General features: G+C 44.6%; 13 protein-coding genes. 2 read left to right on the top strand and 11 right to left on the bottom strand.

Translation table 11 applies throughout. The features are described from left to right. Positions 1-123: 123 nt before the first annotated feature. From IRQ95_RS04535 to IRQ95_RS04505, 7 genes are all read right to left on the bottom strand, one after another. The gene (locus IRQ95_RS04535; RefSeq protein ID WP_194435811.1) at positions 124-1,224 is read right to left on the bottom strand and encodes an ABC transporter permease; all 1,101 of its coding nucleotides are present in this window, start codon (positions 1,222-1,224) and stop codon (positions 124-126) included. Beyond that, positions 1,221-2,147, bottom strand: a complete 927-nt coding sequence (locus IRQ95_RS04530) for an ABC transporter ATP-binding protein (protein ID WP_194435810.1) — start codon at positions 2,145-2,147, stop codon at positions 1,221-1,223. The genes IRQ95_RS04535 and IRQ95_RS04530 overlap by 4 nt, the downstream gene beginning before the upstream one ends. 2 nt (positions 2,148-2,149) lie before the next feature. Further along, entirely contained in the window at positions 2,150-3,100 is a 951-nt protein-coding gene (locus IRQ95_RS04525; RefSeq protein WP_194435809.1) for an HlyD family secretion protein, read from the bottom strand. Positions 3,101-3,482: 382 nt separating this feature from the next. Beyond that, on the bottom strand, positions 3,483-4,868 hold the full coding sequence (locus tag IRQ95_RS04520) for a class II fumarate hydratase (protein WP_194435808.1): 1,386 nt from the start codon (positions 4,866-4,868) through the stop codon (positions 3,483-3,485). 14 nt (positions 4,869-4,882) lie between these two features. Beyond that, on the bottom strand, positions 4,883-5,257 hold the full coding sequence (locus IRQ95_RS04515; RefSeq protein ID WP_194435807.1) for a hypothetical protein: 375 nt from the start codon (positions 5,255-5,257) through the stop codon (positions 4,883-4,885). Between the two features lie 224 nt (positions 5,258-5,481). After that, positions 5,482-6,990 carry a DUF3360 domain-containing protein gene (locus tag IRQ95_RS04510; RefSeq protein ID WP_194435806.1) on the bottom strand — a complete coding sequence of 503 codons (1,509 nt, stop codon included), beginning with the start codon at positions 6,988-6,990 and terminating at the stop codon, positions 5,482-5,484. Positions 6,991-7,676: 686 nt separating this feature from the next. Continuing rightward, complete coding sequence (locus IRQ95_RS04505) at positions 7,677-8,324, bottom strand: HAD family hydrolase (protein ID WP_194435805.1); 648 nt, start codon at positions 8,322-8,324, stop codon at positions 7,677-7,679. A gap of 189 nt (positions 8,325-8,513) precedes the next feature. On the opposite strand from IRQ95_RS04505, the gene IRQ95_RS04500 reads away from it, so the two are divergent. Further along, complete coding sequence (locus IRQ95_RS04500) at positions 8,514-9,386, top strand: NAD(P)-dependent oxidoreductase (protein WP_194435804.1); 873 nt, start codon at positions 8,514-8,516, stop codon at positions 9,384-9,386. A gap of 129 nt (positions 9,387-9,515) precedes the next feature. Here the strand turns inward: IRQ95_RS04500 and IRQ95_RS04495 are convergent, their stop codons facing one another. Continuing rightward, positions 9,516-9,764, bottom strand: a complete 249-nt coding sequence (locus IRQ95_RS04495; protein WP_075648526.1) for an Lpp/OprI family alanine-zipper lipoprotein — start codon at positions 9,762-9,764, stop codon at positions 9,516-9,518. A gap of 297 nt (positions 9,765-10,061) precedes the next feature. Here IRQ95_RS04495 and IRQ95_RS04490 point away from each other — a divergent pair, with 297 nt between their 5' ends. Beyond that, positions 10,062-11,408, top strand: a complete 1,347-nt coding sequence (locus tag IRQ95_RS04490) for a DEAD/DEAH box helicase (RefSeq protein ID WP_194435858.1) — start codon at positions 10,062-10,064, stop codon at positions 11,406-11,408. A 138-nt stretch (positions 11,409-11,546) separates the two neighbouring features. Here IRQ95_RS04490 and IRQ95_RS04485 read toward each other — a convergent pair whose 3' ends face one another. The 3 genes from IRQ95_RS04485 to IRQ95_RS04475 form a co-directional block, all read right to left on the bottom strand. Next, entirely contained in the window at positions 11,547-13,148 is a 1,602-nt protein-coding gene (locus tag IRQ95_RS04485) for a BCCT family transporter (protein WP_194435803.1), read from the bottom strand. A 175-nt stretch (positions 13,149-13,323) separates the two neighbouring features. Then, complete coding sequence (locus IRQ95_RS04480; RefSeq protein WP_194435802.1) at positions 13,324-14,448, bottom strand: mandelate racemase/muconate lactonizing enzyme family protein; 1,125 nt, start codon at positions 14,446-14,448, stop codon at positions 13,324-13,326. Positions 14,449-14,459: 11 nt separating this feature from the next. Further along, positions 14,460-15,815, bottom strand: a complete 1,356-nt coding sequence (locus tag IRQ95_RS04475) for an FAD-dependent oxidoreductase (protein ID WP_194435801.1) — start codon at positions 15,813-15,815, stop codon at positions 14,460-14,462. Positions 15,816-15,954 lie beyond the last annotated feature (139 nt).

The raw sequence follows: 15,954 nt of genomic DNA, 5'->3' as shown, positions 1-15,954 counted from the left end.
AACTGAGCTTGAAATAATAGGCTTCCTTTTAGCAAGAAACTTAGCAAGAAACAGACACAAAAGAAAAGCGCGATCGCTTAGTAGAAAGCCGATCGCGCAGTAGGAAAGGGATGTCGATTGAACTTAGTCGAGGGACTTTTTAAACCGTTTCGACGCAACAATTAACCCGATAACAGTAAAGGCACCAAGCCAGAGGCTATCACGCCATAAGTCAGCTAAATCCGCACCGCGTAATACTATCCCGCGTATCAGGCGCATGAAATGAGTAGCGGGTAATACTTCTGATATCCACTGCGCTGCCACTGGCATTGCTTCGTAGGGAAACATAAAACCCGAGAGCAAAATCGATGGTAGTAGGATAAATACCGTCATCTGCATCGCTTGCAGCTGGGTACTTGCAACAGTTGAAATAACCAACCCCAAAGTCAAGCTAGCAGCGATAAACAACAATGTCCCCAGTAAAATTTGACTTAGCGCGCCATTGATAGGGACACCAAAAATAGAATGACCTAATCCCAGAATGATCCCGACCTGAATTAAACCCACGAAAATATAAGGTACGATCTTCGCGATCATCAGTTCCATCGAATGGATCGGTGTTGTGATGAGTAGCTCTAGGTTGCCTCTTTCACGTTCACGCACGATGGCAGCACTGGTAAACAGAATCATCGTCATTGTAAGAATGACACCAAGTAAGCCGGGAACGATGTTAACTGCTGAGCGCTGGCTTGGGTTATAAAACAACGCGACTTCGAAGGTTTTATGTACCTGGGGTTTGATCTCAAAATCGAAATCCGTCAGTGGCATACTTTGTAAGCCCAATATCGCAGCACTGATCATGGTATCGGACCCATCGACAATCCATTGCCCAAGTTCACGCCCTTGCACCATACGTTGAGTGAGATCGGGTGGCAAAATCAAAGCGGCCCGCACGATACCTTCTTGTATCGCTTGTTCTGCTTCTTGTGGAGTGTTAAAGCGCTGGGTGATATCGACCACTTGCGTGACACGAACAGATTCGGTCAGCACACGACCTGCGGCACTTTGGCTCTGATCAACCACAGCAACAGGGATATTGCGCACATCGGTATTAATCGCAAAGCCAAACAGTAGCAGCTGAATAAGCGGGATCATCACCACCATACCAAAGGTAATACGATCACGAGAAAGCTGGCGGATCTCTTTGATCATCACCGCTTTCATTCGGGCGAGACTCTTGATCATTGGCGTCCCTCCCCGGTGACGGTCACAAACACGTCTTCTAAACTTGGACGGGCGATATTCATTTCAGCGTCTTTAAGTTCAGGGAACTCATTGGCAAGCCACTCAATCGGGTTGGTTACTTGATCATAAATCAAAACGCGTAGGCGAATACCCAGCTGCGCCGCTGAGCGCACTTGCGGGCGTTTCAGTAGCTTCTCTTTCAGTGCTCGTAGCGAAGGGGCTTTGACTTCAATAATATTCACCCCCATCTCTGCCATGAGACGTTCCGGCTCACCATCGGCGCGAATGAGCCCTGACTCCATAATGGCGAGGCGATGGCAACGTTCAGCTTCATCCATGTAATGGGTAGTGACTAAGATGGTGGTACCTTGATCGCTGAGATCAAACAGCTGTTCCCAGAACTCACGGCGATTCTCAGGGTCTACCGCCGAAGTGGGTTCATCAAGAAAGAGTAATTCAGGTTTGTGCATCGTCGCTGCCGCAAGAGAAAGGCGTTGTTTCTGCCCACCACTCATGCCGCTAACGCGCTGCTTTCTGCGTTGATCGAGTCCATAAATGCCAAGCTGTTGGTTGATGCGATTGTGTAGTTCACTATTTGGCATACCAAATATTTGCCCAATAAACTGCAAGTTCTCTTCAACTGTTAGGTCATCATAAAGCGAGAATTTTTGCGTCATGTAACCGATTTTTAAACGCAGTAACTCCGACTGTTTGGGGATCTCAAGACCCAATACGTCTACTTTGCCAGATGTCGGGCTGAGTAATCCGGTGAGTACGCGAATCGTTGTCGATTTGCCACAACCATTGGGACCGAGGAAACCGTAGATACTGCCTTTTGGAACATTCAGGTTAATGCCTTCAATCGCGGTAAAGTCGCCAAATTTTTTCACCACGTCGCTGGCTTGAATTGCAAATTCTGACATGGTTACTCCTGATTAAGATCGACTTGCGCAGGCAAGCCAGAAGGTAACCGGATTGCGGCTTGAGTTAAGTCTACTTCCGCTAAGTACATTAGACGCGAGCGTTCTTCTTCGGTGAGTGCGTAATAAGGGGTGAATGACGGCTCAGTAGCAACCCAACGGACAGTGCCATCAAAGGCTTGCTCCACGCCGTCGACATGCACTTTCACCGTTTTACCTGCGATAAATTCGACACGGTGGCTTGCTGGTACATAAACGCGAGCATAAGGAACTTGGCTCGCTTGTACTACGGCAACAATACCATTAACAGGTACACGTTCACCTAAGTTGTAGGGTAGATTGTCTAGCACGCCAGAACGGGTAGCGACGATCGTTAGTTCAGCCAGCTTCTGCTCCTCTAAGGCAACATCAGCTTGTGCTGCCGCAAGCGCCGCTTTAGCTTGTTCTATGTCTTCAAGGCGCGAGCCTGCGGTTAATTTGGCGAATTCTTCATTGGCTGAGTCTAGCTCGGCGCGTGCAGAATCACGCGCGGCAAGCGCGGTATCTTTTTCAGATTGGCTAATCAGCTTTTTCGCCACCAGTTCTGCTTTACGTTGGTAGTTCTTCTGCGCTTCAGTAAGTTGTGCTTGGCTACGTACGACACGTGCTTGAGCCGCAGCAATATCTTCGGGGCGTTCACCATTGGTGAGTTTCAGTAAATAGGCATCTGCTTTGGCTTGCTCAGCTATCGCGTGAGCGAGCAGAGCTTGTTGGTTTTTGCTATCTAACTTCACCAATACATCACCTTGAGTGACCATACTGCCTTCTTTGATAGGCAACTCACGGATGATTTCATTTGCTGTAGCAGAGAAGGTGACTCGGTCACGTTCAAGAGTGCCAAGTGCTTTCTCTTTTTCGATAGGAGTACAAGCGTTGAGTGTGATGAGTAATAGGGCGCTTAATAGAAGTCTTTTCATGCACTTAGTCTCTAGTTCACTTGGTGATATATGCAGCTTAGTTGAAATTCTCTGTCTGCAATGTGATCAAATCTTTAACTTAGCTATAGAGTAGTATTTTTAGTAAGGTGAAGAAAAGTAACATAATTCCCCACATATTCATCAAGTGATGAATTTATGAGATAGATGGGAGAGAGTAGAGTGGAGAACCGAGATTTTAGATATTTAGAAACGAGATCTAAGTGTTTGGAATGGGTGTTATTTTAGTTTCTTTGAGTTGGTGTATCCCGCATAGAAGTTTGCGGGCTTATTTGCCTCTCATGTCAGTGATAAGGTTACTCTTTGCTTTGCCAAAGAGTAACCAGTAAGGCTCTTTGATTTCTTTTGGGTTACTCGATTGAACCTATTCAGCAAGCCCGCCTTGGGTGAGTTTTTTTGGGTCAAGTAAACGTTCAAGAACTTCTCGGTCAAGATCCGTTTCTCTATCGGCAACATCAACGATAGCCTTGCCTTCTGCATAGGCTTTCTTTGCGATTTCAGCTGCTTTCAGATAACCAATTACCGGATTTAGGGCCGTCACTAGGATCGGGTTTTTGTCGAGGGCTTGCTTGAGGTTGTCTTCGCGAATATTAAAACTATCGATAGTTTTGTCTGCTAAGGCAGTGGCGCTATTACTCAGTAACTCAATGCTCTCGAGAACATTGTGCGCTACCACTGGTAGCATAACGTTAAGTTGGAAGTTACCTGACTGGCCTGCAACCGTGATAGTTGTATCGTTACCAATGACTTGCGCCGCAGCCATCGCTGCAGCTTCTGGAATAACAGGGTTTACTTTTCCCGGCATAATCGACGAGCCTGGTTGTAAACCTTGCAGTTCAATCTCTCCTAGACCGGCTAATGGTCCTGAGTTCATCCAGCGTAAGTCGTTCGAAATTTTTAAGATAGCCACAGCAGTGGTTTTCAGTGCACCTGAGAGAGCAACGATGGCATCTTGACTACTTAAGTTAAAGAAGAAGTTTTCACTGGCCGTAAAATGACAACGTGTCGCTTGGGTGAGATTATCGGCAAAGGCAGAGGCGAAGCGTGGATCGGCATTAATACCTGTCCCCACTGCAGTACCGCCTTGAGCAAGTGCTTTAACGGCTTTGAGTTGATGCTCAATAGCTTGTTTAGCATGTTCAATTTGATATTGCCAACCACCAAGTTCTTGGTCAAACGTTATCGGCATTGCATCCATTAGGTGGGTACGCCCTGTTTTAACGCTTTGTCCTATCTGTTTGCGTTTGTTGGTGAGGCTGGTGATTAAGTGCTCCAAGGCTGGTAATAGATTATTTTCAATAGTGAGTGCTGCACTGATTTGAATTGCCGTTGGAACCACATCATTGCTGCTTTGTCCCATATTGACGTGATCGTTTGGATTAACGGGCGCCCCGAGCTTTGCGCTGGCAAGGGTGGCAATGACTTCATTGGCATTCATATTTGAGCTGGTGCCGGAGCCTGTTTGAAAAACATCGATCGGAAAATGTTCCAAATGCTGTCCATCAATAATGGCTTGCGCCGCTTCTTCAATCGCGACAGCAATATCCCCTTCTAGCAAACCTAGTTGAGCATTGGTGGTTGCTGCGGTTTGTTTTACAGAAGCGAGCGCTTGTATAAATGCGACAGGCATTTTGTGCTGGCTAAAATGGAAATTATCGACAGCGCGTTGAGTCTGGGCTTGGTATAAGGCAAACGAAGGGACTTTGACTTCCCCCATACTGTCCTTTTCAATACGAAATTTTTGTGTCATGTCAGGTCCTTTTGTTAGGGCGCTTGGATGCACCTTAATTGTTGTTGTAGTTTTAGAAATTTGATGTCGCCATCTTCCCATTGGTAGTAGTAGCGTTTGAGGCAAAGTAAAGGAGTATGGATCGAGTCTAGGCAGACGCGGCGGAAGATGCGGCTATGTTTGGGGTTTTGAATCGCTTCCAACATATGGAAATACAGCCGACGCAGGTACAACTCGCACAACAAGATGCTTTCATTTTCAGCCCCTTCTTCGTAATAAGAGGCAATCGTCATTGACCAATGAATATAGTCTTGAATGATATCTGGCTCAAAGCCATCAGGCGCTCTATGTTGAACAAATCGATCTTGTGCTTTGAAGTATGCGTTGTAGACAGGTTGTAATGGATTCATAACCACCTCTTATCTCATTGAATGATAATTATTATCAATTAATTCAAAGAGTGCAACCATGGGATTGTTGGGGGTATAGAGTGGAGAATTGAGAGTGAGAGTAGAGAGTGATAGTTGAGAAGTGCTGTTTAGTTTGATTGGTGATTTTCTTTTGGTTTGCCAAAGCGGTCTAGTTACTCTTCGTCTTACCAAAGAGTAACTAGAAAGGCGGTTCTGTCTAATGGTTAACGAAAACTTGGAATGATTGCTGGTATCCCTGGTAGTAGACCCACTAACGCCATCACGCTCGTTAGCACCACAAACATGATTCCAGGTAACACCCAGCGGTTCATTTTACTCAGCTCACCGCTGCGCTCTTTACAGCCGACTAAGCCTAGATTGTCTAATAGCATGGTGAGAGACCAACCAAATGCTGGGTTAACCAGTGCGGACGAAAATACAACAATGGCTGCTGATTGGGTGGTTTTCCCTTCTCGCGTCATTTCCATTCCAGCTTCTAGCAATGGCACAAATACCCCAACAATGAGTGCTACGCAAAGTACAGGTTGCCAGATTGCTAAATCCATTGGGTAGCCCCAAACTGCGGCAATGATACAGAACAATGCTGTCAGCAAAGCGCCAGCAGGAATAGGACGTTTAGCTATCGCCGCTGGCACGATATAAGTACCCCATGACGATGTAAAATTAGCACCGCCGAGCAGAGAACCGAACGTTTGACGAATTGAAGCCGTGGTCATGGTATCATCAATGTTCATGTGTACTTTTTCTGTACGTTCAGGGTAACTGATTTTTTGAAAAACTTGATGCCCTAAAAAATCTGGCGACCACATAGCCACGGCTAAAATCGCAAAAGGTAATACCACCATGAAATGTTCAATTGTAGGCAAGCCTAACATCCAGCCAGTATTCTCTCCCCACCAATACATAGGGTTCATATTGGGTAAACCTGGCTCGGTTTGAAAAGAAAACGGCGCGCCCATGGCAAATGCTAAAGTACCACCTAGTAAGCAGCTTAGCGGAACCGCTAACCAGCGCTTACGAAAATGTTCCAATAGAGCATATAAAATAATGGTGCAAAAGATGACGACAAAAGCAATATGACTCATACCGATACCCTCAGCCCAAGCGAACAGTTTTTTAACTTGAGAGACAGTTCCCACAAAGCCAAGGTAGAGCAATAAACCGCCACACACGCCTTTACTGGTGAGATTTGCCAACATGCTGCCACCTTTACTGATGGCCAAGATTAAGCCAAAAGCGCCAATCAGCAATCCAAAAGCCATCGGATGCCCGCCGGCGGCTACGACGATAGGAATTAAAGGGATGAGTGGACCGTGTGTACCTGCAAGGTTAGCGGTTGGCAGTAAAAAGCCTGAGAAAAGAATAATGAAAACGGAGGCTATCAGTAATTCATAACGAACATTTTCTAATATAAAGCCTTCATTTAGCCCCAGAGCCCCAGCAAAGGTGGCGGCAATGGCTCCTACCATAACAATCTTACCAATCGTCCCTGCCATTGCAGGGATGGTATCTTCTACCTCAAATCGATAATCTTTAAATGGCAAATTTGGACGCCAGCGTTTAGGCGCCATTATTCGTAATTCGTTTTCTAGATATTGTTCACGGGAATCAAATTCCGAGCTTGGTTTATGTTGCTGTTCATAAGTAAGTTCATTATCACTGACTTGGGGCTTATCTTCTCGTAAAGGCACGGACTCTAAAGTACTGCTCATTGTGATTCCTTTCATTCACACATCTAAGTTGTGTTATTTTAATAAACGCTATTTACTCACTGTATGAAAATTTAGCGGAGTAGTTATCTGTATTTTTATTACAAAAAAACTCCATAATTAATTATGATTCATACTAATTAAAGGTAAATGACGATATTTCTTTTTTAGATTTGTTTTTGTTAGTTATAAAAGATAGGGTTCATTGTTTACATAACAATCTTAAATAACTAAAAATAGCGTCATGCTACCGAATTACGAGAAGTAATTTATCCTAAAAATGGCAGAGTAGTAATTAGACATAAGTCTTATGGCAGTACGAGAAGCACATAGGAAGAGCGGTAACAGCAACGTCAGACTTAGCTTTGGTCTTAACGTGTCTCTTGATTCCTAGTAGTAGCCAACTGTTGGCATGGAAATACCACATATTAGAGGGTGATTGGGTATCTAAAATAATTTATTTGCTCAAAGATAAAGGTTCTTTGAAATTTATTTGTATTGCAGTCTAAAACAAATGAATAGTTGTGGGTTTCTATTTGTTAATATTATTAAATGTGGGTTGTTGTTAGATCTGGTAATTAATAACATCCATTGTAATCGCTTTAATAAAGATGAAAGCGGTGATTCGACAGTATATACCTGTAAAACAATGCTAATAAAAAAGGAGCCTTTCAGGACTCCTCTTTTAATCAGCTTGCTTTCAGCTCTTCCAACACCGCCGACAATGATGGTTTAATCTTATGACCAAGCGCAATGATCTCATCATTAGGCTCAACAAGATCTGGGATCTGATAGGTCTGCATACCAGCAGAAACTGCCGCGATAACGCCATTCGAAGAGTCTTCAAATGCCAGACACAGGCTTGGCTCTACACCAATACGCTCTGCTGCCAATAGGTAGATTTCAGGATCTGGTTTACCGTTACGGACCTCACAGCCACAAGTTAAGCCATCAAAGTAGCCATCTAAACCTGCGAGTCTTAATTTAATTTCAGCCAATTCTTTACGAGTTGAAGTCGCAACTACGGTAGGTATGTTGTTGGCGTTTAACCATTGCAGTAGCTCGACCACGCCTTGCTTAACGTCAATTGCCTGATGATGTGTGATCGCATCATAGTTGCGTTTCCACTCTTGGTGAATGGCAGGAAGATCATCACCATAAGCTTGAGCAAGAATTTTTTCTACCCCAGCGGCGTTACGTCCAATTATGTTGAGATAAGCATCTTTATGGAATGGAAAGCCCAAGGTTTCACAAGCTTGCTTGAATACACGCATACAAAGGCGTTCTGTATCCAATAGCAAACCATCCATGTCAAAAATAGCAGCTTTAAAGTTCATCTTGTTGCAAATAAAGAGTTGAGTGGAGGAGCATTTTTACACAAAAACGATGGCGAACCGAGTGAATATTTGCAAAAAAGCATTAGCCAAAAAAAACAATTTACGTCATTGTGATTAGCATTCTAGCTCTATCAAATATTCAAGTGCTGGAGCGATAGAGTCAATATAAAAATAATAGGGGAGTAAAACATGGAGAGCAAAACCGTTGCTTTCATCGGTCTTGGTGTGATGGGCTATCCGATGGCGGGTTATCTAAGTAAAGCGGGTTACACAACTCGCGTATATAACCGTACTTTTGCTAAAGCGGAAAAATGGCAAGCTGAGTATCAAGGTGTGGCTTGTCAAACGCCAAGAGAAGCAGCTCAAGGCTGCGATGTGGTGTTTGTGTGTGTGGGCAATGATAACGACGTTCGTAGCGTGATTTACGGCGAAGATGGTGTACTCGCTGGTTTAAAACCAGGTGCAGTGCTGGTGGATCACACCACCACATCGGCAAATTTAGCGATGGAGCTGTCGCAAGCAGCTAAAGAACAAGGTATTGCCTTTATTGATGCGCCAGTATCTGGTGGCCAAGCGGGTGCGGAAAATGGCGTACTCACGATTATGTGCGGTGGTGAACAAGCTGTGTTCGATAGTGTGGCGCCGATTATGGATGTTTACGCTAAGCAAAGCACTTTGCTAGGTGAAAGCGGTCAGGGTCAACGTTGTAAGATGGTGAACCAAATCTGTATTGCTGGCGTTCTACAAGGATTGAGTGAGGCATTGATTTTAGCTGAAAAGTCGGGCTTAGATATCGCACAAGTAGTCGATACGCTTAAGTTTGGTGCGGCTGGCTCATGGCAGATGGAAAACCGCGCGAATACCATGGCACAAGACAAGTTTGACTTTGGTTTTGCGATTGACTGGATGCGTAAAGATTTAGGCTTTTGTATCGAAGAAGCGGAGCGTCTAGGTGTCGAGCTTCCTCTAACAAAAGAGGTGGATCAACGTTATGCCACGCTTCAAGAGCAAGGCTTAGGCCGCATGGATACATCAGTATTGATTAAGTCTCTCAAAGGCTAACTTTAATCAAAAATTCACATAAAAAAATCCGATATCGATGATATCGGATTTAATCTATGAGCTCATAGCGAGTTCACTGCTTTTCCAGTTGCTATCGCAACCCAAACGTAGTGAACAACAAGCTAAATCTTATTTAGTGTAAGATTGTGCGATGTTGTCGATACGCTCGTTAGCGCGTGCTGCTTCTTCTTGCGCTGCCATTGCTGCGCCGCCAGCTTTGTTTACGTCAGATTTTAGAGAATTAACGTCTTGGCTTAGCTGACTTACTTGATTGCTTAGTTCGTCTAGTTTTGCAGTTGTTGCTTCGTCTGGACCTGATGCACAACCAGCTAGTAGAAGAACTGAAGTCGCTGCAGCTGCGATAAACATTTTGTTCATGGATGAACTCCTTGCATTTTTAAGTATCATAAATGTCCTATACGTTTGAATGTATAGCAACAAACATAGTGTAGCTCGAAATATACAATTTACACAGTATAGAAAAGTCAAAATATTCCAAGAATTTAGCTACTTTTGGTGCAAGTGTCGTAAAAACGTACTAGTGCATTGAGTTGATGTTCATTATTTCGTCAAGTGAGCAAGGGATTATTTTCTGTGATCTCTATCCATTTTGCCTGCTTTCGAGGTATCATAGCGTGTTTAATTTTAATTGACGGCCCCTTGCCGAAACTGACTTTGGAGAATACTTTGCAGTTTAAAGATTTAGGCTTAGATAATCGCTTACTAAAAAACTTGAACCACTACGCGTTTAAGAAGCCAACAGATATCCAAAAACAAGCAATTCCTGTTGCGATTGCTGGTAAAGATTTGCTTGCTTCATCAAAAACCGGTTCAGGTAAAACCTTAGCGTTTGTGTTGCCTATGCTTCACAAATCGCTTAAGTCAAAAGCGTTTTCAGCAAAAGATCCTCGTGGTTTGATTTTGGCACCGACTCGTGAACTTGCAAAACAAGTGTATGGTGAGTTGCGTGCGATGCTTGGTGGCCTGACCTATGATGCAACACTTATCGTGGGTGGTGAGAACTTTAACGACCAAGTTAAAGCGCTGCGCCGTTACCCGAAATTCATTGTGGCAACGCCAGGGCGTCTAGCTGACCACCTTGAACACAAATCTCTATTCCTTGATGGCTTAGAAACACTTGTGTTAGACGAAGCTGACCGTATGTTGGATCTTGGTTTCGCACCAGAACTTCGTCGTATCAATAATGCAGCGAAGCACCGTCGTCGCCAAACTTTGATGTTCTCTGCCACCCTTGATCACGCAGAAGTAAATGGTATTGCCGCCGAGATGCAAGATGCGCCAAAACGTATCGCAGTAGGTATCTCTAACCAAGAACACCAAGACATTACGCAAAAATTCTACTTGTGTGATCACTTAGATCATAAAGAAGCGATTCTAGAGCGAGTATTAGAAGAGTCTGAGTACCGTCAGGTGATTATCTTTACTGCAACTCGTGATGATACCGAGCGTCTTACCGCTAAGTTAAATGAGAAAAAGCTTAAGGCTATCGCACTAAGCGGCAACCTAAACCAGACTCAACGCAACACAATTATGAGTCAGTTTGAGCGTGCAGTATTTAAGATCCTAGTTACGACTGATGTGGCCTCTCGTGGTCTTGATATTGCGAACGTGACTCACGTAATTAACTTTGATATGCCTAAGCACACTGAGGAATACGTACACCGTGTTGGTCGTACTGGTCGTGCGGGTAACAAAGGTGATGCGGTTTCTCTGGTTGGCCCTAAAGATTGGGACAGCTTTAAACGTGTTGAAGCATACTTACACCAAGATCTTGCGTTCTCTACGCTGGAAGGTTTAGTAGGTAAGTTCAAAGGTTTAAAACCGAAGACTCCTGTGTCTCGCAACGGTAAAGTGGATTACCGCAATAAGACAAAGCAGCAAGCGAAGAAAGCACCGAAGAAACCAGTTAAACGCGATAAAGGTTTCTATCAACACGTTGCTGTGGGTGACAGTGTCTTTATTCCGAAGAAGAAAGTTGCACCAAAAGCTGACGACGAGTAAGCAGAATCGTAACGCTTTATTAGACCACCTTCGGGTGGTCTTTTTGTATTTGTGCTCTTGCTTCACCGAGCACAAAAAAAGGCACCCGAGGGTGCCTTTGACTTATGACTTATTTTCTATTTCCAAACTACTTCAAACTTACGCTTGGATAGCTGGTTTTTGCGTTGCTGTTTCAGCTTGTACTTCTTCCGTGTCAAGGCCTAGCAGCTTATCTTGCTCAAGTTGGTGAGCCATGATTGAGTTGTAGTTCAGTTTTAGGTATTGCAGAGTCTTCACTGCTGCAACAAAGAACACAGGTACAATCAATACGATAATCAGTACAGGGAACGCTTTTAGAATGTTCAGGTCTGCTTCAATCAATAGGAAGATGATTGGCAGTGCTGTCAGTAATAGACACCAGAACAAACGGAACATTGGGTTTACGTTCGCTTCGTCATCCAGTTGTTTAGTTGCGATGCCTGCTAGAGAGTAAGAAGTACCGTCTAGAGTTGTTACCGTGAATAGAATCATGGTCACTAGGTAAATCGCAGTTAGAATCATTGGAATAGACGTTGAGTTAAAGATCTGTTTTACCAGTTCAGTCGGTTGACCATCAGCAATCAGTTTAACGCCATCGATAACGCCAGTGTTGATCAGATCCATAGAGAACGTACCACACACACCAAAGATAACTGCAGAACCCATTGTGCCGCCGATAACTAGGATAAGGATAACGTCACGTAGTTTTTGACCTTGGATGATCTTAGTGATGAATACGCCCACACCAGGAGAGTAAGAGATCCAGTTCGCTAGGAAGAACACAGTCCAGTATTGAGGGAACAGTGTTGAGCCGTACGGGTCAGTGTTGGTGCTCATGCGGATGTATTCCGAAAGCATTACACCGATACCGTTTGTTAGGTTGTTCATGATCAGTGCAGAAGGACCGATGATGAAGATGATGCCTACAAACGCAGCACAGATGTAGATTGTTGCGCTTGATAGACGAGCCATACCTTTTTCGATACCGATGTATGAACTCATAGAGAAGATCACAGATAGACCTAGGATAACGCCAATACCCAACATCAAGTTATCTGGAATACCAGTTAAGCTTGCTAGGTTAGACGAGATCATTGGAATACCAAGACCTAGAGTCAGCGCTGTTGCTGCCAGTGTTGTAATGATGAACAGTAGGTCGATGAACTTCTGTGCCCATACTGGTAGGCGGTCGTTAAATAGTGCGTTGATAACACCACTCAAGCTCATGCGACGGCTGCCTTTTAGGTAGAATACAACCGCAAATGGGATAGCAACGATTAGGTAGATAAACCAACCTGCCGCGCCCCAGTGGAACATGTTGTACGCAGATGCGTACTCCATAGCCATTGCTTTGTCGGTAATACCAAATTGTGGGTCCATGAAGTAGTAGACTGCTTCGATGAAGCCCCAGTACATGGTACTTGCACCCATACCAGCAGATAATGCCATTGCAAAAAGCTGGAATTTAGTGAATTTTGGTTTGCTATCACCCATACGGATGTCACCGTATTTTGAGAAAGCAAGGAACAGCAGTGCGGCAGTTGCAAAGATTGTGTACCAAAGGAAACCAGAACCGAAGTTAATTACGGTAAAGTCAAGCATGCTGCCCATAGAGCTTTTTACTGCCTCTGGGTAAACCACTGCAAGAATACCTAAAAGCAGCACGAATCCAAAACTGCCGAAGGTAAGTTTCCAGTCTATTTCTGAAGTATTCAATTTCATTTTGTGACTATCCAATATTGTCTAATTTTGCGAATACTCGGACGGATAACTGACATCATTTTTGTCCTCCCTCCCGTTCTTTGTTAAGCAGAACGTGGAGGGAAGCGCAATGTAGGAAGAGGTGTCAGCCTTTGCTGTCTCTGTATTTAATTATTGTTGTTCTTGCAGCATTCGATTATTCAAAAACGTAAGATGCTACAGACATTTCTTTTACTTTGTCCCAATCCATTTCGATACCTAGACCATTACCTTCTGGAGCGTGAACATAGCCTTCTTTGTCGGTACGAATAACCGTTTTTGACGCTAGTTCGAAATCGTCGTATGGGTAGAACTGTTCGAAGAATTTACAGTTGTTGTGCGCAAGCGCTACGTGTAGGTTAGCGGCTTGAGTCAAGGTGTAACCCATTGATTGAATTTCAAGATTCTTAGAGAAACCTTCAGCAATGTGGAAACATTTGTTTAGTGGTGTAATACCGCCACACACTGTTGCGTCTTGGCGTACGTCTGACCACATTTCTTTAGACAGTGCGTATGTCACTTCTTGTAGAGTCAGTAGGCAGTTACCATGGCTTGAAATTTCAAGGTCAGTATTCTTAACTAGGCGCTTGTAAGTGTTGTAGTCGTAGTCAGAAACTGGAGCTTCTAGCCATTCCCAGTTGTAACCTTCCAGACGACGAGCCATTGCCATTGCTTGTTCTGGCGTGTAGAAAGTTGCTGTATCAAGCATGAAACGAATACCAGTTTCGCCGTAGCGAGCTTGAACGGCATCAACTAGCGCTACGTCTTTCTCGTATACACAGTAGCAGTGAAGTTTGATTGCTTTGAAGCCATGGTCCACACAATCGTCTAGGTACGGGAAGTACTCTTCAACAGTGTCAAACATTGGTGTAGAAGCGTAAGAAAGCATCTTGTTGCGTGCGCCACCTAGAAGTAAGTAAAGAGGCATGCCTGCTTTTTTCGCTTTGATGTCCCACGCCGCGATATCGATAGGTGATTTCGCAGGAAGTCCGCCCCAAGTACAACGAGATTGCAGCCAGTTGTACAGCTCTTGAGTCGCTAGAGGGTTTTTACCAATTAGACCAGGTACAACAGTACGCAGTGATTCAATGATGCAACGGTCGAAATCGTTCTCTGTGTAACTGATTGTCGCGCCTGCACCTTCAGTACCATCATCACAGATAATACGTACGATGTTGTTAGTGTAGAGCAGTGGCTCTTGGTTATCAGCCCATGGCACAGGAGCCGCTTCGCGGTCTGCTACAGCATATAGTTCAACGCGTTTAATTTTTACATCGTTCATAGTCTTAATCCTTACAGGCGTGAGCCATTTTCAATCATGGTGGCGCGAATTGTCGCAACATCTAGGTCACGAATCGCCGAATCTGTATCAATTGCTTGTACTGCAGCAATACCTGCTGCGTGGCCGAGTTCAAAACACTGCGCTGTTACGCGAGCAGAAGCTAATGCTTCGTGCTCCGCACTCAAACAGCGACCTGCAACGATGATGTTTTCACCAACAACAGGTACAAGTGTGTGGAACGGAATATCGTAGTAATCGTTTAGTAGCCAGTGCAGTTTAGGTTTGTCACCTGAGTGAAGCTCGATTGGCCATGGTGTACGGCAGATACCATCTTCACGTTTACGGCAGTTAACTACGTCTTCGTTCGTTAGGGTCTCAACACCAACGATAGAGCGCGTTTGGCGGATACCCACTTCAACACCAGTGTCTACGACGAATGCATCTTCACAGCCAGGTACGAATTTATTTAGGAAGCGTGCGTATTCACGTACTTGGCGACGGCCAAACACTTCAGCTTCAGTAAAATCAGTTGGATCAATCACGTTTAGCATGCGGCCATCTTGGCCGGCTAGGCGTGTCGCGTTAACCATTAGCTCGTTTGCACGAGTGGTTGGGAAGATCCAAATCTTGTGGCGTGGCAGTTCGTATTCACCGCTAGCGTTTGCCGCAAGGATATTTTCAGTTACTTTTGGTGGACAGATAGTATCTTCACCGTAGTACTCAAGGTACTTATCCATGTCTACACCACCGAAGCGGAAGAACATTGTCGGGTTTTGGATACGACCATTGTCGCCGAAGTAGTAGTCCATGCCTGCACGTGCAACTACTGCAGCATCACCAGATGCGTCGATGATCATCTTGCTTAGGATCACGCTTTGACCTGCATTCGATTCAACGATCACACCTTTAAATGCATCGCCATCCATGATCACACCCGTTACCGCTGTGTGGAATAGTGTGGTTACGCCAGCTTGCTCTAGGAAGTCGTCAGCCACTTCACGCCATACAAGAGGGTCGTGAGTTACTGTGAATGTCTTGCCGTAACGTTGTGGTTCAGTCACACCGCTTTTGTTTTCAAGTGCTTGACGGAAACGTTCTGTAAAACCGAACACTACCTGCTCTGGTTGTGCGTCTTCTGCGTCCGTCGCCATGTACATACCGCAGATCGTGCCAGATAGACCGGCTACTGCTGCACCGCCACAAAAGCCGTACTTTTCAATTAGCCAAGTTTGCTTACCAAGGCGACCAGCGCTTTCCGCTGCTGCTACGCCAGCAGGACCACCACCGATGACCAACACCTCTACCTCAGCCAAAACTGGCAGATCAGGTGTGCTCTCATAACGACGGATAATGTTCCAAGATTTCATTCTTACCTCACTAATAGATAACTGATGTTCATCTGATATATCAGTTGTGTGGTTTTAATATATTCCTAATTTCTTTTCTGGTACAATGAGATTCTTCTTTAACGTGATATTGCTCACTAAAAGATTTTATAAAGGAATA

It is taken from the genome of Vibrio fluminensis, assembly GCF_015278125.1.
GTDB classification, from domain to species: domain Bacteria; phylum Pseudomonadota; class Gammaproteobacteria; order Enterobacterales; family Vibrionaceae; genus Vibrio; species Vibrio fluminensis.
The sequence above is the reverse complement of the archived record's forward strand: the minus strand, read 5'-3'. Positions and strand labels throughout refer to the sequence as shown.